Annotated in this window: 22 protein-coding genes; 21 read left to right on the forward strand and 1 reads right to left on the reverse strand. The window is 43.2% G+C overall.

Annotated features, from left to right (window positions below):
- The first annotated feature begins 11 nt into the window (after window positions 1-11).
- From PAN94_RS01810 to PAN94_RS01840, 7 genes are all read left to right on the forward strand, one after another.
- Window positions 12-1,379: an acetyl-CoA carboxylase biotin carboxylase subunit gene (locus tag PAN94_RS01810; RefSeq protein WP_045500622.1), complete on the forward strand. Its 1,368-nt coding sequence runs from the start codon at window positions 12-14 to the stop codon at window positions 1,377-1,379.
- A 65-nt stretch (window positions 1,380-1,444) separates the two neighbouring features.
- Entirely contained in the window at window positions 1,445-2,308 is an 864-nt protein-coding gene (gene accD / locus PAN94_RS01815; RefSeq protein WP_048763509.1) for an acetyl-CoA carboxylase, carboxyltransferase subunit beta, read from the forward strand.
- A complete protein-coding gene (locus tag PAN94_RS01820; RefSeq protein WP_048763511.1) occupies window positions 2,305-3,075 on the forward strand; it encodes an acetyl-CoA carboxylase carboxyl transferase subunit alpha in 771 nt (256 codons plus the stop codon). The genes accD and PAN94_RS01820 overlap by 4 nt, the downstream gene beginning before the upstream one ends.
- A 183-nt stretch (window positions 3,076-3,258) precedes the next feature.
- Entirely contained in the window at window positions 3,259-3,807 is a 549-nt protein-coding gene (locus PAN94_RS01825; protein ID WP_009659051.1) for a carboxymuconolactone decarboxylase family protein, read from the forward strand.
- A gap of 251 nt (window positions 3,808-4,058) precedes the next feature.
- Window positions 4,059-4,637 (forward strand): TetR/AcrR family transcriptional regulator, encoded by a 579-nt coding sequence (locus PAN94_RS01830; RefSeq protein WP_048763517.1) that lies wholly within the window; start codon window positions 4,059-4,061, stop codon window positions 4,635-4,637.
- Complete coding sequence (locus PAN94_RS01835) at window positions 4,634-5,314, forward strand: ABC transporter ATP-binding protein (RefSeq protein ID WP_048763519.1); 681 nt, start codon at window positions 4,634-4,636, stop codon at window positions 5,312-5,314. Before PAN94_RS01830 ends, PAN94_RS01835 begins: the two co-directional genes overlap by 4 nt.
- A 3-nt stretch (window positions 5,315-5,317) precedes the next feature.
- Window positions 5,318-6,469, forward strand: coding sequence for an ABC transporter permease (locus PAN94_RS01840; RefSeq protein WP_048763521.1), 1,152 nt, complete (start codon window positions 5,318-5,320; stop codon window positions 6,467-6,469).
- A gap of 107 nt (window positions 6,470-6,576) precedes the next feature.
- Here PAN94_RS01840 and PAN94_RS01845 read toward each other — a convergent pair whose 3' ends face one another.
- Complete coding sequence (locus PAN94_RS01845; RefSeq protein ID WP_048764082.1) at window positions 6,577-7,059, reverse strand: NUDIX hydrolase; 483 nt, start codon at window positions 7,057-7,059, stop codon at window positions 6,577-6,579.
- A gap of 121 nt (window positions 7,060-7,180) precedes the next feature.
- On the opposite strand from PAN94_RS01845, the gene truA reads away from it, so the two are divergent.
- The 14 genes from truA to PAN94_RS01915 all read left to right on the forward strand — a co-directional run bounded on the left by truA (window position 7,181) and on the right by PAN94_RS01915 (window position 17,749).
- On the forward strand, window positions 7,181-7,930 hold the full coding sequence (gene truA, locus PAN94_RS01850; protein WP_048764085.1) for a tRNA pseudouridine(38-40) synthase TruA: 750 nt from the start codon (window positions 7,181-7,183) through the stop codon (window positions 7,928-7,930).
- Complete coding sequence (locus PAN94_RS01855) at window positions 7,920-8,681, forward strand: bifunctional hydroxymethylpyrimidine kinase/phosphomethylpyrimidine kinase (RefSeq protein WP_048764086.1); 762 nt, start codon at window positions 7,920-7,922, stop codon at window positions 8,679-8,681. The genes truA and PAN94_RS01855 overlap by 11 nt, the downstream gene beginning before the upstream one ends.
- Window positions 8,671-9,153, forward strand: coding sequence for an ECF transporter S component (locus PAN94_RS01860; RefSeq protein ID WP_048764087.1), 483 nt, complete (start codon window positions 8,671-8,673; stop codon window positions 9,151-9,153). Before PAN94_RS01855 ends, PAN94_RS01860 begins: the two co-directional genes overlap by 11 nt.
- A 12-nt stretch (window positions 9,154-9,165) precedes the next feature.
- Entirely contained in the window at window positions 9,166-9,729 is a 564-nt protein-coding gene (locus PAN94_RS01865) for a TIGR01440 family protein (RefSeq protein ID WP_048764089.1), read from the forward strand.
- Between the two features lie 427 nt (window positions 9,730-10,156).
- Entirely contained in the window at window positions 10,157-11,440 is a 1,284-nt protein-coding gene (gene tig / locus PAN94_RS01870; RefSeq protein WP_048763290.1) for a trigger factor, read from the forward strand.
- A 580-nt stretch (window positions 11,441-12,020) separates the two neighbouring features.
- Entirely contained in the window at window positions 12,021-12,752 is a 732-nt protein-coding gene (gene rlmB / locus PAN94_RS01875; RefSeq protein ID WP_048763288.1) for a 23S rRNA (guanosine(2251)-2'-O)-methyltransferase RlmB, read from the forward strand.
- Window positions 12,752-13,396, forward strand: a complete 645-nt coding sequence (locus tag PAN94_RS01880) for a hypothetical protein (protein WP_048763286.1) — start codon at window positions 12,752-12,754, stop codon at window positions 13,394-13,396. The genes rlmB and PAN94_RS01880 overlap by 1 nt, the downstream gene beginning before the upstream one ends.
- A gap of 142 nt (window positions 13,397-13,538) precedes the next feature.
- Window positions 13,539-14,402, forward strand: a complete 864-nt coding sequence (locus tag PAN94_RS01885) for a DegV family protein (protein WP_048763284.1) — start codon at window positions 13,539-13,541, stop codon at window positions 14,400-14,402.
- 183 nt (window positions 14,403-14,585) lie between these two features.
- The gene (gene rplM / locus PAN94_RS01890) at window positions 14,586-15,032 is read left to right on the forward strand and encodes a 50S ribosomal protein L13 (RefSeq protein ID WP_048763282.1); all 447 of its coding nucleotides are present in this window, start codon (window positions 14,586-14,588) and stop codon (window positions 15,030-15,032) included.
- Between the two features lie 18 nt (window positions 15,033-15,050).
- On the forward strand, window positions 15,051-15,443 hold the full coding sequence (gene rpsI / locus PAN94_RS01895) for a 30S ribosomal protein S9 (protein ID WP_002902303.1): 393 nt from the start codon (window positions 15,051-15,053) through the stop codon (window positions 15,441-15,443).
- Between the two features lie 353 nt (window positions 15,444-15,796).
- Window positions 15,797-16,099 (forward strand): TMEM175 family protein, encoded by a 303-nt coding sequence (locus PAN94_RS01900; RefSeq protein ID WP_006151097.1) that lies wholly within the window; start codon window positions 15,797-15,799, stop codon window positions 16,097-16,099.
- Complete coding sequence (locus tag PAN94_RS01905; RefSeq protein ID WP_000397555.1) at window positions 16,024-16,383, forward strand: hypothetical protein; 360 nt, start codon at window positions 16,024-16,026, stop codon at window positions 16,381-16,383. Before PAN94_RS01900 ends, PAN94_RS01905 begins: the two co-directional genes overlap by 76 nt.
- On the forward strand, window positions 16,380-16,703 hold the full coding sequence (locus tag PAN94_RS01910) for a potassium channel family protein (protein WP_000825751.1): 324 nt from the start codon (window positions 16,380-16,382) through the stop codon (window positions 16,701-16,703). The genes PAN94_RS01905 and PAN94_RS01910 overlap by 4 nt, the downstream gene beginning before the upstream one ends.
- Entirely contained in the window at window positions 16,700-17,749 is a 1,050-nt protein-coding gene (locus PAN94_RS01915; RefSeq protein WP_000126416.1) for a DUF389 domain-containing protein, read from the forward strand. Before PAN94_RS01910 ends, PAN94_RS01915 begins: the two co-directional genes overlap by 4 nt.
- The last annotated feature ends 336 nt before the right edge of the window (window positions 17,750-18,085 follow it).

Below are 18,085 nucleotides of genomic sequence, written 5' to 3' on the forward strand. Positions count from 1 at the left end.
GAGATTTCACCATGTTTCGTAAAATTTTAATTGCTAACCGTGGGGAAATTGCGGTCAGAATTATTCGTGCAGCTCGCGAGCTAGGAATTGATACGGTAGCTGTTTATTCAACGGCTGATAAGGAAGCGCTTCACACCCTACTGGCTGATGAGGCGGTTTGTATCGGACCAGCCAAGTCTACGGATTCTTATCTAAACATGAATGCTGTCCTGTCTGCTGCTGTTCTGACAGGTGCAGAAGCTATTCACCCTGGTTTTGGTTTTTTGAGTGAAAACTCTAAATTTGCGACCATGTGCGAAGAAGTCGGCATTAAGTTTATTGGACCTTCAGGTGCTGTTATGGACTTGATGGGGGACAAGATCAATGCGCGGGCTCAGATGATTAAGGCCAAAGTGCCGGTTATCCCAGGTTCTGACGGGGAAGTCCATACCTCTGAAGAAGCCTTGGAAGTAGCCGAAAAAATTGGCTATCCAGTCATGCTCAAAGCTTCTGCTGGTGGCGGCGGTAAGGGTATTCGTAAGGTTGAAAAGCCTGAGGATTTAGTAGCGGCCTTTGAGTCTGCTTCTAGTGAAGCCAAAGCGGCCTTTGGTAATGGAGCCATGTATATGGAGCGAGTCATCTATCCAGCGCGCCATATTGAGGTGCAGATTTTGGCAGATCAGCAGGGGCATGTGGTCCACTTGGGCGAGCGGGATTGCTCTTTGCAGCGGAATAATCAGAAGGTACTGGAAGAAAGTCCATCTGTGGCGATTGGGAAAACCCTGCGCCAGCAGATTGGGGAAGCGGCTGTTCGGGCTGCTGAGTCTGTCGGCTATGAAAATGCCGGAACGATTGAGTTTCTGCTGGATGAAGCCAAGGGTGAATTCTATTTTATGGAGATGAACACTCGGGTGCAGGTTGAGCATCCAGTGACTGAGTTTGTTACTGGTGTGGATATTGTTAAAGAGCAGATTAAGATTGCGGATGGTCAAGAGCTATCATTTAGTCAAGAAGATGTTGAAATTCGCGGTCATGCGATTGAATGTCGGATCAATGCTGAAAATCCAGCCTTTAACTTTGCACCGAGCCCAGGCAAGATTTCCAATCTTTATCTGCCAAGTGGCGGAGTGGGATTACGCGTGGATTCAGCGGTCTATCCTGGCTACACCATTCCTCCTTACTATGACAGTATGATTGCCAAAATCATCGTTCACGGGGAAAATCGCTTTGATGCCCTGATGAAGATGCAACGTGCACTCTATGAACTAGAAATCGACGGTGTCGTGACCAATAGCAGTTTCCAACTGGATCTGATTTCAGATCCTAATGTGATTGCTGGTGATTATGATACAGCCTTTCTCATGGAGAAGTTCCTTCCGGCTTATCAAGAGAAAAAATAGATGACAAGGAGTGATTTTGTTTGAAAGAAGCAGAATCACTCTAAAATTTAATGAAGGAGTAAGCAATGCCTTTGTTTTCAAAAAAGGATAAATATATTCGGATCAATCCTAATCGTTCCTCTCGTGCCTTGCCTCAGCCAAAACCAGAAGTTCCAGATGAGCTTTTTTCTAAGTGTCCAGGTTGTAAGCATATCATTTATCAAAAAGATTTGGGAGCAGAGCGTGTCTGTCCAAGCTGTGGCTACACTTTTCGGATTTCAGCTTTTGAGCGTCTGAGTTTGACGGTGGATGAAGGAAGCTTTGAGGAATTGTTCACAGGTATTGATACGACAGATCCCTTACATTTTCCAAATTATCAAGAAAAACTGGCAAAGATGCGGGAAAAGACTGGTCTAGATGAGGCTGTTTTGACTGGAACCGCTATGATAAAAGGCCAAAAATTAGCCCTTGGGATCATGGATTCTAACTTTATCATGGCTTCCATGGGAACGGTTGTGGGTGAAAAGATTACCCGCCTCTTTGAGTTTGCGACAGAGTATAAGCTGCCGGTTGTCCTCTTTACGGCTTCTGGCGGTGCTCGTATGCAGGAAGGTATCATGAGCCTGATGCAGATGGCTAAAACCTCAGCTGCTGTGCAACGTCATTCAAAGGCTGGTCTTTTTTACCTGACCGTTTTGACAGATCCGACGACAGGCGGTGTCACAGCCTCTTTTGCTATGGAAGGTGATATTATCTTGGCAGAAGCGCAGGCCTTGGTAGGCTTTGCCGGTCGTCGGGTCATTGAGTCGACTGTACGGGAAAAATTGCCAGATGACTTTCAAAAGGCAGAGTTCTTGCTGGAGCATGGCTTTGTTGATGCGATCGTCAAGCGTGGTGAATTGCGGGATCGGATTGCTACTCTTTTGAGCTTTCATGGAGGTGACCAATGACAAAAATCAGTCAGATTATCAAAGCAGCGCGTGATCAGTCCCGTTTGACGGCTCTGGATTTTGCTCAAGGCATTTTTGATGATTTTGTGGAACTGCACGGAGATCGTGGTTTTCGTGATGATGGTGCTGTCATTGGCGGTATCGGAACATTAAATGGTCAGCCAGTCACAGTGGTCGGTATTCAAAAAGGTCGCAATTTACAGGACAATCTGCGACGGAACTTTGGTCAGCCCCATCCTGAAGGTTATCGCAAGGCCCTACGTCTCATGAAGCAGGCTGAGAAATTCGGCCGTCCAGTCGTGACCTTTATCAATACGGCTGGTGCCTATCCTGGCGTCGGTGCTGAGGAGCGTGGACAGGGTGAAGCCATTGCCCGTAATCTCATGGAAATGAGTGATCTGAAAGTGCCCATTATTGCCATTATCATCGGCGAGGGTGGCTCTGGTGGGGCGCTAGCCTTGGCAGTGGCTGACAAGGTCTGGATGCTGGAAAACTCCATGTATGCCATTCTCAGTCCTGAAGGCTTTGCTTCAATTTTATGGAAGGATGGCAGCCGAGCAATGGAGGCGGCTGAGATGATGAAAATCACCTCGCATGAGCTTTTGCAGATGGGTGTCGTTGATAAGGTCATCCCTGAACGCGGCTTTAATAAAAATGAGCTTTTAGCTGCAGTCAAGCAAGAGATCAGTACTGAACTAGAGGAACTTTCCAAACTTTCTCTCGAGCAACTTTTGGAAGATCGCTATCAACGTTTTAGAAAATATTAGCCAGAAGCCTTAGGGCTTCTTTTTCTTGCTTGAGAGAGGTATGGAGGCAGTTAAGGCAGGTAATATATTTTGGTTTGACATGTAGCAATATATTCTCTTTATGGAGGTCATATAAAATATATATTATACAAGCTGTAAGACCTATGTTAAGATAGTTTCTAATTAAAAGAAATGAGGTTTCATATGTCAGAATTTACTATCCACACGATTGAGTCCGCACCAGCTGAGGTGAAAGAGGTTTTAGAAACGGTTCAAAAAGATAACGGTGGCTACATTCCCAATCTTATCGGTCTTTTGGCCAATGCGCCAACAGCTTTGGAAACTTATCGGACGGTTGGAGCTATCAATCGTCGAAACAGCCTGACACCGACTGAGCGAGAAGTGGTGCAGATTACGGCTGCAGTTACTAATGGCTGTGCTTTCTGTGTAGCAGGCCATACAGCTTTTTCAATCAAGCAGATTCAAATGAATGATGATCTTTTGGAGGCCCTGCGCAATCGAACTCCGATTGACACCGATCCGAAGCTAGATACGCTTGCTAAATTTACCATTGCTGTCATCAATACCAAGGGACGGGTCGGAGATGAGGCTTTGGCAGACTTCCTAGAAGCAGGCTATACACATGAGAATGCTCTGGATGTGGTTCTGGGTGTCAGCCTTGCGACCCTCTGCAATTATGCCAATAATCTGGCCAACACGCCAATTAATCCGGAATTGCAGCCTTATGCTTAGCCTTTGAGGAGGTGAAAGGGCTTTTTAGAACGCCCCTTGTCTCTCATTGACTGTATCTAATACAAAACCTAGTTTCGAGCTGGGGAGACTTTCCCTGGCTCAACTTCTGAAAGAGCTTTATCAATATTTTAGAAAATAATAAAAAATCGAAGCCGAAAGGCTTCTTTTTATACTTGTTTTTTAATGTTCTGTGTGATATTATATTCTAAGAAACAGATGTTGCGCAACAATTGTATCTAAAAGGAGTTTTGATGCCACCTAAAAATAAATTTACTCGTGATGAAATTATCCAAGCAGCTCTAGGGATTGTCAGGGAAGACGGTTTAGCTGGTTTGACCGCTCGTTCTCTGGCGGAACGATTACAGTCTAGCCCCAAGGTTATTTTCGGTCAGTTTGAAAATATGGAGGATCTAAGTCATTCGGTTGTTCGGGCGGCTGAGTTCGTTCTGGTTCAATATATTCGTTCGGCTTTGGAGCGAGCCAAGCCTTTCAGAGCAGTTGGCATGGCCTATATCCTTTTTGCCAGTCAGGAACCTCAGCTTTTTAAAATTCTCTATCTAAATCCTCACAAACACCCCATTGAGTCTTTCAAGGACTTTTTACCTCAGAAAGACCATAGTTATCAGCAGATATTAGAGTCGATTGTGGAGGATTATCCCATGTCCATAGAGAGTGCAGAGTTTGTCTATCAGCATTTATTTATCTATTCTCATGGTTTGGCTAGCATGATAGCAGCGGGTATTTATTCTTTTAGTCAGGAGGAAGTGACAGAACGCTTAACGCAAGTATTTACTGCCCTCCTAAAGGAAATGAAAGGAAAGCAAGAATGATTAGATTAAAGGGAATTCGTAAGTCCTACAATGGAAGAGAAGTTTTAAAAGGAATCGACTTGGAGATTGTTGACCAAGATTACTTGGTCATTTTGGGAGCTTCTGGATCTGGAAAGTCAACCTTGCTCAATGTTTTATCAGGCCTAGAAAAACCAGACAGTGGTCATGTTTATTACGATGAGGAAGATCTATCCCAGCTGACAGAAGCTCAATTGACCGCTTTTCGTCGAGCGCAGATTGCCTTTATTTTTCAGCAGTATTTCTTACTCCCAAATCTTACAGTGGAGCAAAATGTCAAAATGGGCGCCAACCTAGCAGGCAACCAAGATTATGTCCGTATTTTAGAGGCTTTAGGTTTAGGTGATAAACTTCAGCATTATCCAAGTCAACTGTCAGGCGGTGAGCAGCAGCGGGTGGCTATTGCACGAGCCCTAGCTAAAAGACCGAATGTCCTCTTTTTGGATGAGCCGACTGGAGCCTTGGACGAAGCAACAGGTCGTCAGATTCTAGCCTATATTTCAAGTCTTCAAGAGGAGCTAGGTTTTACGCTGGTCATGGTGACCCACAATGCAAATATTGCTCAAATGGCTAAGACTATTGTCCATATCAATAGCGGTCAGATTCAAAGCTTAGAGACAAATAGCCAGCCCAAGACGGCCTATGAGATTGGATGGTAAGCTATGTTTTCAATAAAAGATTTGTATAGATTAGTCGTTGTATCAATTATCAGCTTTTGTGCGGTCTTTGTGACCAATCTCTTCTTAAATTTTTATCTGGATATCCGTTTACTAGATCAAACAAATTGGTTGCCTGAGATTCGAGCTGCTTACGATGCTCAAGTTGCGATTTCTTGGTTGATTGCATCCATTAGCGGAGCTGTTTTATCCCTAACATCGATACTCCTTCTCTTCTTTTACATTCGGCAATTTATTGACCAGCATAAGCCAGAATTAGGAGTTTTAAAAGCTCTGGGCTATAAAAACTGGGAAATTGCTCGAAAGTTTTGGCTTTTTAGTCTTCCAATTGGTTTGGGAACAGGCACTGGCTACTTCTCTTCGTTTGTCATGATGCCACATTTTTATCAGTTGCGTAATCAAAGCGGAGTTTTGCCTGAAATTACCATCCGGCAACATTGGCCCCTCTTCTTGTTTCTCGTTGTCTTGCCGACTCTTGCCTTTGCTGCTTTAGCTGTCCTCTACGCTAGTTATTATCTACGTTTGCCTGCTCTAGACTTGCTCAAGCGGGCCAGCTCTAGTCAAAAGTCACCAAAAAGGAAAGCAACAAAGAAAATAAGGAAAGACCGTCCCTTTTTAAAAGATTTTTCTGCCAGCCTGCTCTGGTCTCGAAAATTATTAATTTTCTTCGTCATTTTTGGATCTATGTGCTTTTCAGCCATGATTCAACTATCATTTGGCATGAAGGAATTGACAGATGAAATCATTCAGATGATGATGATGTCAATCGGTACTGTCCTGTCAGTAGCAATCCTCTATCTGTCGCTGGGAGTGCTCCTGCAGGAAAATCAGGAAACACTGGCTATTATGAAGGTTTTTGGTTATAGCAAAAAAGATTGTCATAAGAGTTTATTTGCTCCCTACCGCTTTCTTGCCTTTTTGGGCTTTGTCTTAGGAACGGGCTATCAGTATGGGATTACGCAGCTTTTACTTAGATTGATGGAAAAATCAATAGCTCAGAAAATTGACTATAATTTTGATTTTGGAGTCTGCCTGATAACTTTGTTGATCTTTACCTTAGTCTATGAAGGTTTCATCTATTTATCCAGCAGGAAGATAGATCAACTGACCATCAAGCAGGTGATGCTGGGAGAATAAAAGAGGCTGGGACAAAAGTCCTAGCCTCTCAATTGTCTTTGGATTGTCGAGCAAGACGCAGTGGGTGAGTGGGCTCTATTACGCTGATTCCATCAGCTTTTACAGCCCTACTCAACTGTCCCACTCTCTTTTTTACTGATGATATGCTGGATGCCTGTCTGGAGGTGCTTGAGGATGTGTGTGATTTCCTTTGGAAAAACTTTGTAATTTTCCAAGTCTGTCAGGGGAATCCAATAGACTCGTTCTTGGTTATGCTGGTAGTGAAATTGCTTGCCGTGAGGCTTCATTAGATAATAGAAGCAAATCTCATGACAGTCTAGTCCTTTGAGGATGCCGGTTGAGTTGGAAAATAAATTTTCATGAACAAAAGCCAGCTTTTCAATCTCATACTTTTGTCCTGTTTCTTCGAAAACTTCTCGCTGGACAGCTTTTTTGGAGGTCTCTCCAAATCTGACCGCCCCTCCCACTGAATAGAAATAGTCCTCGCTAGAAGAAGCCATGACACAGAGGGCTTCCTCCTCGATGATGAGTGCAGCGGCCCGATAGCGAAAGCGCTCCTGCCCTTGGGTATAAGAAATATCCTTTGCCATAGTATCCTCCTTGCGTTTTTTAGTTTACTTGATTTAGAGCTTCCTGTCAATAATTTCTGTACCCAGACAGTTCTATTCTTTCTCTCTTGCGACAGGCTTTTTTTCCTGTTAAAATAATGACATGACTCGTTATAAAGCCCTTATTTCCTACGATGGGCATGACTTTGCTGGCTTTCAGCGCCAGCCTCATGCTCGGAGCGTTCAGGAGGAAATTGAAAAAACCTTAACTCGTATTAACAAAGGCCAGCCCATTGTCATCCACGGAGCTGGTCGGACCGACAGCGGCGTTCATGCGCTTGGGCAGGCCATTCACTTTGACCTCTCGTCAGCTAGGGATGAAGAAAAGCTACGTTTTGCCTTGGATACCCAGACGCCAGAAGATATTGATGTCATTTCTGTGGAGGAAGTGACGGAGGATTTCCATGCCCGTTACAAGCCACACAGCAAGACCTATGAGTTTCTGGTGGATATTGGTCGACCAAAAAATCCGATGATGCGCCATTATGCGACCCACTACCCCTATCCTTTGGATATTTCTCTGATGGAGGAGGCCATTAAAGCCTTGGAGGGAACGCACGATTTTACGGGCTTTACAGCCTCGGGTACCAGTGTGGAAAATAAGGTTCGTACGATTACAAAGGCCAGTCTGACCTTTGATGCGCAACGCAATTTTCTAGTCTTTACTTTTTCTGGCAATGGCTTTCTCTATAAGCAAATCCGCAACATGGTGGGAACCCTGCTCAAGATTGGAAATAAGCGGATGCCAGTCAACCAAATCGAACGGATTTTAGAAGAAAAGGATCGGCAGCTAGCTGGGCCAACTGCAGCACCTAACGGTCTTTATTTAAAGGAGATTATCTATGAAGAATAAGCTGATTTTAGCCCTCTCTGGCAATGATATTTTTAGTGGTGGTGGTCTTCACGCGGATCTAGCTACTTATACGGTCCATGGCCTGCATGGATTTGTAGCGGTGACTTGCTTAACCGCTATGACGGACAAGGGATTTGAAGTCCTTCCGACGGATGAGCAGGTCTTTGCGCAGCAACTCTCTTCACTCAAAGATGTGCCGTTTTCGGCTATCAAGTTGGGCTTGTTACCAAATGTCGCTATCGCAGATCAGGCTCTGGACTTCATCAAAAAGCAAACGGGCATACCAGTCGTGCTAGACCCTGTCCTAGTCTGTAAGGAGACCCACGATGTGGAAGTTTCGGCCCTCCGAGATGAATTGATCAAATTTTTCCCTTATACGACCATTATCACGCCCAATCTACCAGAAGCAGAGATCCTGACCCAGTCGGAGATCAAGAGTCTGGATGACCTCAAGGCTGCGGCTGTGACCCTCCATGAACTAGGAGCTCAAAATGTCGTCATCAAGGGAGGAAATCGTTTCAGCCAAGATCGGGCCCTTGATTTATTTTACGATGGCAAAGACTTTGAGTTGTTAGAAAGCCCTGTTTTACCAAATAATAATACAGGAGCCGGCTGTACCTTTGCTTCTAGCATAGCTAGTCAGCTTTTGGCAGGCCAATCCCCTCTTGAAGCCGTCAACTATTCAAAAGATTTTGTTTACCGCGCTATCCAGCGCTCAGATCAGTATGGAGTTATTCAATATGAAAAATAATCAGACAAGAAAAATCGCTTTGCTGGCTGTCATTACAGCCCTATCCATTGTTTTGGGGAATTTTTTCAAAATCCCTACGCCAACTGGTTTTCTAACCTTGTTAGATGCAGGGATTTACTTTACCGCATTTTATTTTGGTCGTAAGGAAGGGGCCTTGGTTGGTGGCTTGTCCGGTCTCTTGATTGACTTGGTGGCGGGCTATCCTCAGTGGATGGTCTTTAGCCTCATCTGTCATGGTCTTCAAGGCTACTTTGCCGGCTTCACTGGCAAGCAACGTTATATCGGCTTGCTCTTGGCTGGCCTTGCCATGGTCGGCGGCTATGCTCTCTTTGGTAGCATTTTGAGTGGACTGGGTGCAGCTATTGCAGCGATTTGGGGCAATGTCATGCAAAATATTTTTGGCTTGGTGGTCGGCTATGCCCTTTACAGAGCCTTTCCCCTTGTCTTGAAAAGAGCCCTTCAGCCAGAGTAAGTGAGGTCAAAGATGGATTTAGAGAAGCTTGAAAAGGAAACCAGACAGATTGCCACAGATGTCTTGGACAAGGCGGGTTTGGTCAAGGGGAATATTTTTGTCCTAGGTCTATCTTCTAGTGAAGTCATGGGGGGACACATTGGCCAGCATTCCAGCAGGGAAGTCGGTCAGGTCATTGTCAAGACCTTGTTAGATATTCTGCAAGCTCGGGGGATTTACTTGGCCGTTCAAGGCTGTGAGCACCTCAACCGTGCCTTGGTTGTGGAGCGAGAATTGGCAGAAAAGAAAGATCTAGAGATTGTCAATGTTTTGCCCAGCCTCCATGCAGGCGGGAGTGGCCAGCTAGCAGCTTTTGATTATATGCAGGATCCTGTAGAGGTTGAGTTCATCACAGCCCATGCAGGCTTGGATGTGGGAGATACAGCGATTGGCATGCATGTCAAGCATGTTCAGGTTCCGATTCGCCCTCAACTGCGCAGTTTGGGCCAGGCTCACGTTACCGCCCTTGCCAGTCGTCCCAAGTTAATTGGCGGAGCTAGAGCGTCTTATATTGAAGATAGGATTCGGAAATCCTAGTAGAAGAGGAGAAGAGGCTGGGACAAAAGTCCTAGCCTCTCAATTGTCTTTGGATTGTCGAGCAAGACGCAGTGGTTGAGTGGGCTCTACTACGCTGATTTCATCAGCTTTTACAGCCCTACTCAACTGTGCGGAGGTGGGACGACGAAATCGAATTCTAACGAATTACCGATTTCTGTCCCACTCTCTTTTCCAAAATGGCAGATTTTGCTAGTCGATTCTCGCACTAGAGAGAAAGGTAAATCCACAGTGATAGGAGAATATTGTCTGCTGAGAGCTGGGCAAATGGTCAAAAAAGAGCAAAAAGTGACTAAGATTTCAGCGTATGAAAGGGGAAAAAGGCGAAAAATAAAAGGTGTCGCTTGAAAAAACTGCTACTTATGTTATAATGGATTGTATGCAAAAAATTTGAAGGAGAACTGACAGAATGTCTGTATCATTTGAAAACAAAGAAACAAATCGTGGTGTATTGACTTTTACTATCGGTCAAGACCAAATCAAACCTGCTTTGGATCGTGCTTTTAATGCAGTTAAGAAAAATATCGCTGTACCAGGTTTCCGTAAAGGTCATATTCCTCGTCCAGTCTTCAACCAACGTTTTGGTGAAGAGTCACTTTATCAAGATGTCTTGAATGCATTGCTTCCAGCAGCTTATGAAGCAGCTGTAAAAGAAGCTGGTCTTGAAGTGGTTGCACAACCAAAAATTGATGTGACTTCAATGGAAAAAGGTCAAGAATGGGTGATCACTGCTGAAGTTGTGACAAAACCTGAAGTGAAATTGGGTGCTTACAAAGACCTTGAAGTATCTGTAGAAGTTTCTAAGGAAGTTACTGACGCTGAAGTTGATGAGCGCATTGAGCGTGAACGCAACAACTTGGCTGAATTGGTTCTGAAAGATGGAGCAGCAGCTGAAGGTGATACAGTTGTCATCGACTTTGTTGGCTCTGTTGACGGTGTTGAATTTGACGGCGGAAAAGGCGATAACTTCTCACTTGGACTTGGTTCAGGTCAATTCATCCCAGGCTTCGAAGACCAATTGGTTGGTCACTCAGCTGGTGAAACAGTAGACGTTGTTGTAACCTTCCCAGAAGACTACCAAGCAGCTGACCTTGCTGGTAAAGAAGCAAAATTCGTTACAACAATCCATGAAGTAAAAGAAAAAGAAGTTCCAGCTCTTGATGATGAACTTGCAAAAGACATCGACGAAGAAGTTGAAACTCTTGCTGAATTGAAAGAAAAATACCGTAAAGAATTAGCAGAAGCGAAAGAAGCAGCTTACAACGATGCAGTTGAAGCAGCAGCGATTGACCTTGCAGTAGAAAATGCAGAAATCGTTGACCTTCCAGAAGAAATGATTCACGAAGAAGTTCATCGCGCTGTGAACGAATTCCTCGGCAACATGCAACGTCAAGGTATCTCTCCTGATATGTACTTCCAAATCACTGGTACAACTCAAGAAGACCTTCACAAACAATATGAAGCAGATGCTGCAGCACGCACTAAGACGAACCTTGTTGTAGAAGCTGTTGCGAAAGCAGAAGGCTTTGAAGCTAGCGCTGAAGAAGTTGAAGCAGAAATCACTTCATTGGCAACAGACTACAACATGGAAGCAGACCGCGTTCGCCAATTGCTTTCAGAAGAAATGCTTAAACATGATATCGCTGTTAAGAAAGCAGTTGAAGTCATCACAAGCACTGCTAAAGTAAAATAATAGCTTCTAGTCAGCCCTAGTGGAGGACAAATGCAAGCACAAGAGAGAACGATTAGTTCTCTCTTTTTTGATGTTGGAGAGCTTGTTTCAAAATAAAAACTGTTCAAGAGACATGTGGGCAATCTAGGCCTCGGTCAGTCGCTTTTCCTATAGATTCATGGTAATCTAGGCCTCGGCCGGCCACTTTTCCTATAGATTCTTAACAATCTAGACCTCGGCTGGCCACTTTTCCTATAGATTCTTAGCAATCTAGACCTCGGCTGGCCACTTTTCCTATAGATTCTTGGTAATCTAGGCCTCGGCTAGCCACTTTTCCTATAGATTCATTGCAACTTAGGCCTCGGTCGGTCACTTTCCTTTAGATTTTAAGGTAAATGATACTTTGGATAACTGTTGGCTAAAAGTAAGTATTTGACGAGAGGGAGATTTCTTTCTAGGTCTCAGATAAGGAATTGTTTCAAGAGCAAATAGGATAATGAAAAGCAGTTTTTAGCTGATTGCTGAGAAATGCTCGGCGGTCATAGAGAGATATTTAGCTTTTAGACAGATTTTTTGGGGGAGCTTGTGATATACTGTTAGTATGGAAAAAAATGATATTGTTTACGGCGTGCATGCTGTGACCGAGGCCTTGATGGCCAATACGGGAAATAAACTTTACATTCAGGATGATTTGCGTGGCAAAAACGTGAGCAAGCTGAAAGATTTGGCGGCAGAAAAGAAGGTCTCTATCTCTTGGACCCCCAAGAAAACCTTGCAGGAGATGACGGACGGAGCCGTTCACCAAGGTTTTGTTTTGCGGGTATCGGAGTTTGCCTATGCAGATTTGACGGATGTTTTGAAAAAAGCAGAGCAGGAAGAGAATCCTCTGCTGTTGATTTTGGATGGCTTGACAGACCCGCATAATCTGGGCTCCATCTTGCGGACGGCTGACGCTACCAATGTCACGGGAGTGATCATTCCCAAGCACCGAGCAGTCGGTGTGACACCAGTTGTAGCCAAGACCTCTACGGGGGCTATCGAGCACATTCCCATTGCCCGTGTGACCAATCTCAGCCAAACTCTGGACAAGCTCAAGGAAGCTGGCTTCTGGATTTTTGGGACGGATATGCAGGGAACGCCTGTTCATAAGTGGAATACGGCAGGCAAGCTGGCCCTCATCATTGGCAACGAAGGCAAGGGCATTTCCAGTAACATCAAGAAGCAGGTGGACGAGATGTTGACCATTCCCATGAATGGCCATGTCCAAAGCCTCAATGCCAGCGTCGCAGCGGCCATTCTCATGTATGAAGTCTTTAGAAATCGGGTGGGCTAATGCAAGTACTTGGAAGTTATGAGTTAGAAAAATACCAAACAGAAAAGTTTGAGCCGATTATTTATGATATCTATCATAATAAAGGAGAAGATAATTATTGCTTTTGCTTTGAAATCACTGAGGAAGCAGATCAGTACCCCTTAGAGGACCTATTGACCCAATATTCCTTGAATTGCACGGATTTATACGGTCAAGGAAGTCAGGTAAATGGCGCTTGGAAATATCTGGTTGAGGTAGAAACCTTATCCACTGATAAGGCGGATTTCATCAGCATTCTCAATTTTTCTACAATTTTAAATAAAGAGATTGTGAATTATGTAAAAGGAAAATATGAGTACCTTGCTGAAAAGAGGTGTATGAGTTCCTTTTATATGGGAAATCAAAAAGTGGAAGTTCCTGTGCTTGCTTACCGAAGTGATAACTCTGGGATGGTTTCTTTTCAAAATAAATATCCAGAAGGACAATTAACAAATTTATTTTTAGAAGATAAAAAATATGATGTTGAGAGTGTGGATGGGGAATGGACCTGTATTGAATTGCTTAATGACAAAGCAAACCTTATTTTAAAAAATTCACAAGATGAATATTTCCAATATATTTTTGATTTGAAAGGCTTTCAAGGTGTTAGTCCTGTTTTAGACTAACCGAGCGAAACTAGGTTTCCTAAGAAGCAAGCAATTTCCAATAGCTAGTCTCGATATGGTGGCAGTCAAAGCACCACTATTAACCCTCTTATGTCCATGGAGCAGCCTTCTCTGTGGCAACTAAAAATGATGGAGAAAAAAGATGACCTTTAAAATTTTAACGGATTCGACGGCAGACCTGCCAGAAAGCTGGACCCAAGAACATGATGTGCAGGTTCTGGGCTTGACCATTCAGCTGGACGGGCAAACCTACGAGACCGTCGGACCAGATAAGCTGACCAGTGAGCAGCTTTTAGCCAAGATGGAGTCCGGCAGCAAGCCGACTACCAGCCAGATCAATGTCGGCCAATTTGAAGATGTTTTTCGCCAGTATGCTCAGGAGGGCACAGCAGTTCTCTATGTGGCTTTTGCTTCAGCCTTGTCTGGGACCTACCAAAGTGCAGTCATGGCGCGGGAGATGGTCTTAGAGGATTACCCTGAGGCGATCATCACCATCCTTGATACCAAGGCAGCTTCGATGGGTGAAGGCCTCTTGGTTATGAAGGCTGCAGAAGCGAGAGCGGCAGGTCAAAGTCTGGAGCAGACGGCAGACTTGCTCCAAAGTCTAGTGCCTAGAGTCCAGACCTATTTCTTAGTAGATGACCTCAATCACCTCATGCGGGGTGGCCGCATTTCCAAGGCAGCGGCTCTTATGGGAAGCTTGGTCAATATCAAGCCCATCATCGCAGTGACAGCTGACGGCAGTCTGGATTCGGTCGCTAAGGTGCGAGGCAAGAAGAAGGCGCAGGCTGAGGTGGTTCGGATGACTTTAGAGACGATTTCTGATCCACGGGTGGTGGTCGCCTATGCAGGTGAAAAAGAAGTCGCTGAAAATGTCAAGGAGCAGCTGTTAGCTTCTGGACAGGTCACAGAAGTTCTGATTCTGCCTCTTGGTCCGGTTATTTCGACGCATACTGGGCCAGGTACTCTAGGACTCTTTAGCATTGGCAGTAAACTTTCAGACTAAATAGAAATGAAATCGTTATTTTATAAATAATTGCATCAAATATATTGACTTTTGGTTAGAAAATTTGGTATGATAGTAGGCGGTATTGTTTACCCCATTTGTAAGGCCCCGGAACCTTTCAAATAACTCGCGGACCGGAACATCCGCCCTGTAAACAAAAACGATATTCATATAGGAGAAATCATGAACAAAACAACATACATGGCTAAGCCAGGTGAAGTTGAACGCAAATGGTATGTAGTAGACGCTACTGATGTACCTCTTGGACGCCTTTCTGCAGTTGTATCAAGCGTACTTCGTGGAAAAAACAAACCAACATTCACACCACACACTGATACAGGTGACTTCGTAATCGTTATCAACGCTGAAAAAGTTAAATTGACTGGTAAAAAAGCAACTGATAAAGTTTACTACACTCACTCAATGTACCCAGGTGGTTTGAAGTCTATCACTGCTGGTGAACTTCGCTCTAAGAACGCTGTTCGTTTGATCGAAAAATCAGTTAAAGGTATGCTTCCACACAATACTCTTGGCCGTGCTCAAGGTATGAAGTTGAAAGTATTTGTAGGCGCTGAGCACACTCACGCTGCACAACAACCAGAAGTTCTTGATATTTCAGGACTTATCTAAGGAAAGGAACAATAAAGTATGTCACAAGCACAATATGCAGGTACTGGACGTCGTAAAAACGCTGTTGCACGCGTTCGCCTTGTTCCAGGAACTGGTAAAATCACTGTAAACAAAAAAGATGTTGAAGAGTACATCCCACACGCTGACCTTCGTTTGGTTATCAACCAACCATTCGCAGTTACTTCAACTGTTGGTCAATACGACGTTTTCGTAAACGTTGATGGTGGTGGCTACGCTGGTCAATCAGGCGCTATCCGTCACGGTATCGCTCGTGCCCTTCTTCAAGTAGACCCAGACTTCCGCGATTCATTGAAACGCGCAGGCCTTCTTACTCGTGATGCCCGTATGGTAGAACGTAAGAAACCAGGCTTGAAAAAAGCTCGTAAAGCATCACAATTTAGTAAACGTTAAAACTTATTTAAACTTATTGAAAGCATTTCGTATCAAAAATACGGGATGCTTTTTCTGTTCACCCCAAATTTTTGTAACTAGGTGATACTTGAAATTAATACAAATTTGGTTGTTTTTGATAAATCTAAGCAACACTACATGATGAAGTGAAAGGGGATGAATCTTTGATAGTATTCACTTATTGTGAAATATGATATATTTATTAATTAGATGGATGAATACTTCTAGAGTTAAATATAGTATAATAGGGACATACTTTTTGGTTTATTTTTGTTTGTAGTCGGATTATGAAAGAATATCCAATATTATGCGATAAGATAGAATGTTACAAAAAAGAAAGGGGATGCAATCCGATGAAGAAAGACAGATTAATTGTATTGACAGATGCTGTTCTAGCAATTATTATGACCATCTTGGTTTTAGAGTTAGAAAAACCAACAACACCAAGTCTTGAAGCTTTTTGGGATTTACGGCAAAATTTCTTTGCTTGTTTTCTTTCCTTTTTCTGGTTGGGATCGTTATGGATGGCACTAAACACATTATGGGAAAAGGTTGAGAAAATTTCCTCAGAAATTATTTGGTGGAATTTGTTTCTACTCTTGGAGCGGCAGGAGTTCTCTTTGGAGAATTTCATGCCATCCAAGATACCAGTCTGAATGATGTGGTGGACCGGATCTATATAAATGTCAAGGATTTACCGTTTCAGTCCTTGGGAGCTTTAGCTAATATCCTGTCTGATATTAAGAAGGGACTGATTCAAGACAGTCATATCTGGTCTTTCTTCCAGTCATTTTTCAAACAATATCAGTTGATAATCAGCTTAAATCAGATCTATCAGTTTGTCTATCTTTCTCTGATGGAGATCATGTCCTATCTTCACTTTGATTATTGGAAAAAAACGGCTCGGTCAGGAGCTAGTATGAATAAGGAGAACAAATGAAACGTTTAAAAATGTTATGGCATATTATGCAGGTTACGGGTTTTACTCGGTTTGCTCTGAGTTTTGTGACCTTTGTTTTTGGGTCAGGAGGCGTGCTTTTCCTAGTTGAACCTGCTATCACAAATTACGGAGACGGTCTTTGGTATGCTTTTGTGACTTCGACGACTGTCGGCTACGGGGATCTCCTAGCTGTGACCTTGATTGGAAGGATTACCAGTGTCTTCTTGACGATTTATGGGCTCATATTTTTTGGCTGTTTATCAGCTGTTATTTTTAATTATTATACCAATTTAAATAAGGAAAGAGGAGAGGACAAATGACTGCCAATTATTCAACACGGGAATACCGTGAGAAATTATACGATGACCTTCATGTTCGATTGAGAGATACAGCGATTTTGATGTGTGCAATTTTTATTGCCTCTATCGGACTAAATATGAATTCAACAGCTGTCATTATAGGAGCCATGTTGATTTCACCTCTCATGACACCGATTGTTGGACTGGGATTCGGTTTAGCTATTTTTGATACGCGTTTAATCAAGCAATCTCTAGAGGTTTTATTGACTCAAGTGTTGGTCAGTTTGCTTGTCTCGACTCTGTATTTCTGGATTTCTCCCTTGTCTTATGCAAGTAGCGAGTTGATTGCACGAACCTCTCCAACCATTTGGGATGTCCTCATTGCTATTGCTGGTGGGATTGCTGGTGTGATCGGTTCAAGGAAAAAAGAAGCAAACAATATCGTGCCAGGAGTAGCCATTGCTACAGCTCTGATGCCGCCTATCTGTACTGCTGGCTATGGTTTAGCTAATGGGAATGTACGATTTTTATTGGGGGCTCTCTATCTTTTCTTGATCAACTGTGTCTTTATCATGCTAGCCAACATTGTTGGAACAAGAATTTTGATGAGAAAATCTCCTTTAACTTCATTTAAAGAGCTGAGCATTAAAATGAGAATTGGCTTGATATCTTTGATTGTATTGTTGATTCTTCCAGCTAGCTATTCGGCAGTTACTCTGACAATAGAACAAGCGCGCAAAGAAGGGATCAAACAGTTTGTAGGAAAAGAGTTCGCCAATTATACGGTTATTAATCAAGTCTACAAGTCAAGTAACAATGAATTGGTCTTGACGGTTGTTGGAGATCCGATTTCAGAAGAAGAATTAGAAACACTCCACCAAAAACAAGCCTCTTACGGTATTCAATCTGTTCAATTGAAAGTGAATCAAGTTCAGAACTCGCCAACATTAGATAGTGAAGCGACCAAGGAATTTTATGAAAACATTGACAAGTATATTGATCAAAAACTCTCTGAAAAAGATTCACAAAACGATCTCGTAAAAGAAAATGAAGCAGACAAGGATTGAGGACAATGAACTGAATCGGTTTTTACGCCGTGTTTTTCTTGTATCTTCCTCTTTCTTACTTATAGCAGGTTGTTTTTGCTTGAATAAGAAATAAATTAGAAGTTCTATCATCTAAGAAAAATGATGAACAAAAAATCATTTAACTAATGGTGTGAACGTTTAGTGTTTATCAGCTCCATTCTCTGTAATTTTGGGGGTAAAATCCACACCATTCGGATAAAATTAGTTGAATTTGATTGGAAAAAAGCTTTTATAAAAGCGGAGAAAAGTCTTGATATTACGCTGTTTTTAGTCCAACTGAAATTCATACTTTCCAAACCAGGCTTGAAAAAGGCC

It is taken from the genome of Streptococcus sp. SC1, from assembly GCF_030272855.1.
GTDB lineage: Bacteria > Bacillota > Bacilli > Lactobacillales > Streptococcaceae > Streptococcus.

Excerpts from the sequence above, each read along its gene's own strand:
- PAN94_RS01810 (WP_045500622.1), top strand. The coding sequence starts at position 12 with ATGTTTCGTAAAATTTTAATTGCTAACCGTGGGGAAATTGCGGTCAGA.
- accD (WP_048763509.1), top strand. The coding sequence starts at position 1,445 with ATGCCTTTGTTTTCAAAAAAGGATAAATATATTCGGATCAATCCTAAT.
- PAN94_RS01820 (WP_048763511.1), top strand. The coding sequence starts at position 2,305 with ATGACAAAAATCAGTCAGATTATCAAAGCAGCGCGTGATCAGTCCCGT.
- PAN94_RS01825 (WP_009659051.1), top strand. The coding sequence starts at position 3,259 with ATGTCAGAATTTACTATCCACACGATTGAGTCCGCACCAGCTGAGGTG.
- PAN94_RS01830 (WP_048763517.1), top strand. The coding sequence starts at position 4,059 with ATGCCACCTAAAAATAAATTTACTCGTGATGAAATTATCCAAGCAGCT.
- PAN94_RS01835 (WP_048763519.1), top strand. The coding sequence starts at position 4,634 with ATGATTAGATTAAAGGGAATTCGTAAGTCCTACAATGGAAGAGAAGTT.
- PAN94_RS01840 (WP_048763521.1), top strand. The coding sequence starts at position 5,318 with ATGTTTTCAATAAAAGATTTGTATAGATTAGTCGTTGTATCAATTATC.
- PAN94_RS01845 (WP_048764082.1), bottom strand. The coding sequence starts at position 7,059 with ATGGCAAAGGATATTTCTTATACCCAAGGGCAGGAGCGCTTTCGCTAT.
- truA (WP_048764085.1), top strand. The coding sequence starts at position 7,181 with ATGACTCGTTATAAAGCCCTTATTTCCTACGATGGGCATGACTTTGCT.
- PAN94_RS01855 (WP_048764086.1), top strand. The coding sequence starts at position 7,920 with ATGAAGAATAAGCTGATTTTAGCCCTCTCTGGCAATGATATTTTTAGT.
- PAN94_RS01860 (WP_048764087.1), top strand. The coding sequence starts at position 8,671 with ATGAAAAATAATCAGACAAGAAAAATCGCTTTGCTGGCTGTCATTACA.
- PAN94_RS01865 (WP_048764089.1), top strand. The coding sequence starts at position 9,166 with ATGGATTTAGAGAAGCTTGAAAAGGAAACCAGACAGATTGCCACAGAT.
- tig (WP_048763290.1), top strand. The coding sequence starts at position 10,157 with ATGTCTGTATCATTTGAAAACAAAGAAACAAATCGTGGTGTATTGACT.
- rlmB (WP_048763288.1), top strand. The coding sequence starts at position 12,021 with ATGGAAAAAAATGATATTGTTTACGGCGTGCATGCTGTGACCGAGGCC.
- PAN94_RS01880 (WP_048763286.1), top strand. The coding sequence starts at position 12,752 with ATGCAAGTACTTGGAAGTTATGAGTTAGAAAAATACCAAACAGAAAAG.
- PAN94_RS01885 (WP_048763284.1), top strand. The coding sequence starts at position 13,539 with ATGACCTTTAAAATTTTAACGGATTCGACGGCAGACCTGCCAGAAAGC.
- rplM (WP_048763282.1), top strand. The coding sequence starts at position 14,586 with ATGAACAAAACAACATACATGGCTAAGCCAGGTGAAGTTGAACGCAAA.
- rpsI (WP_002902303.1), top strand. The coding sequence starts at position 15,051 with ATGTCACAAGCACAATATGCAGGTACTGGACGTCGTAAAAACGCTGTT.
- PAN94_RS01900 (WP_006151097.1), top strand. The coding sequence starts at position 15,797 with ATGAAGAAAGACAGATTAATTGTATTGACAGATGCTGTTCTAGCAATT.
- PAN94_RS01910 (WP_000825751.1), top strand. The coding sequence starts at position 16,380 with ATGAAACGTTTAAAAATGTTATGGCATATTATGCAGGTTACGGGTTTT.
- PAN94_RS01915 (WP_000126416.1), top strand. The coding sequence starts at position 16,700 with ATGACTGCCAATTATTCAACACGGGAATACCGTGAGAAATTATACGAT.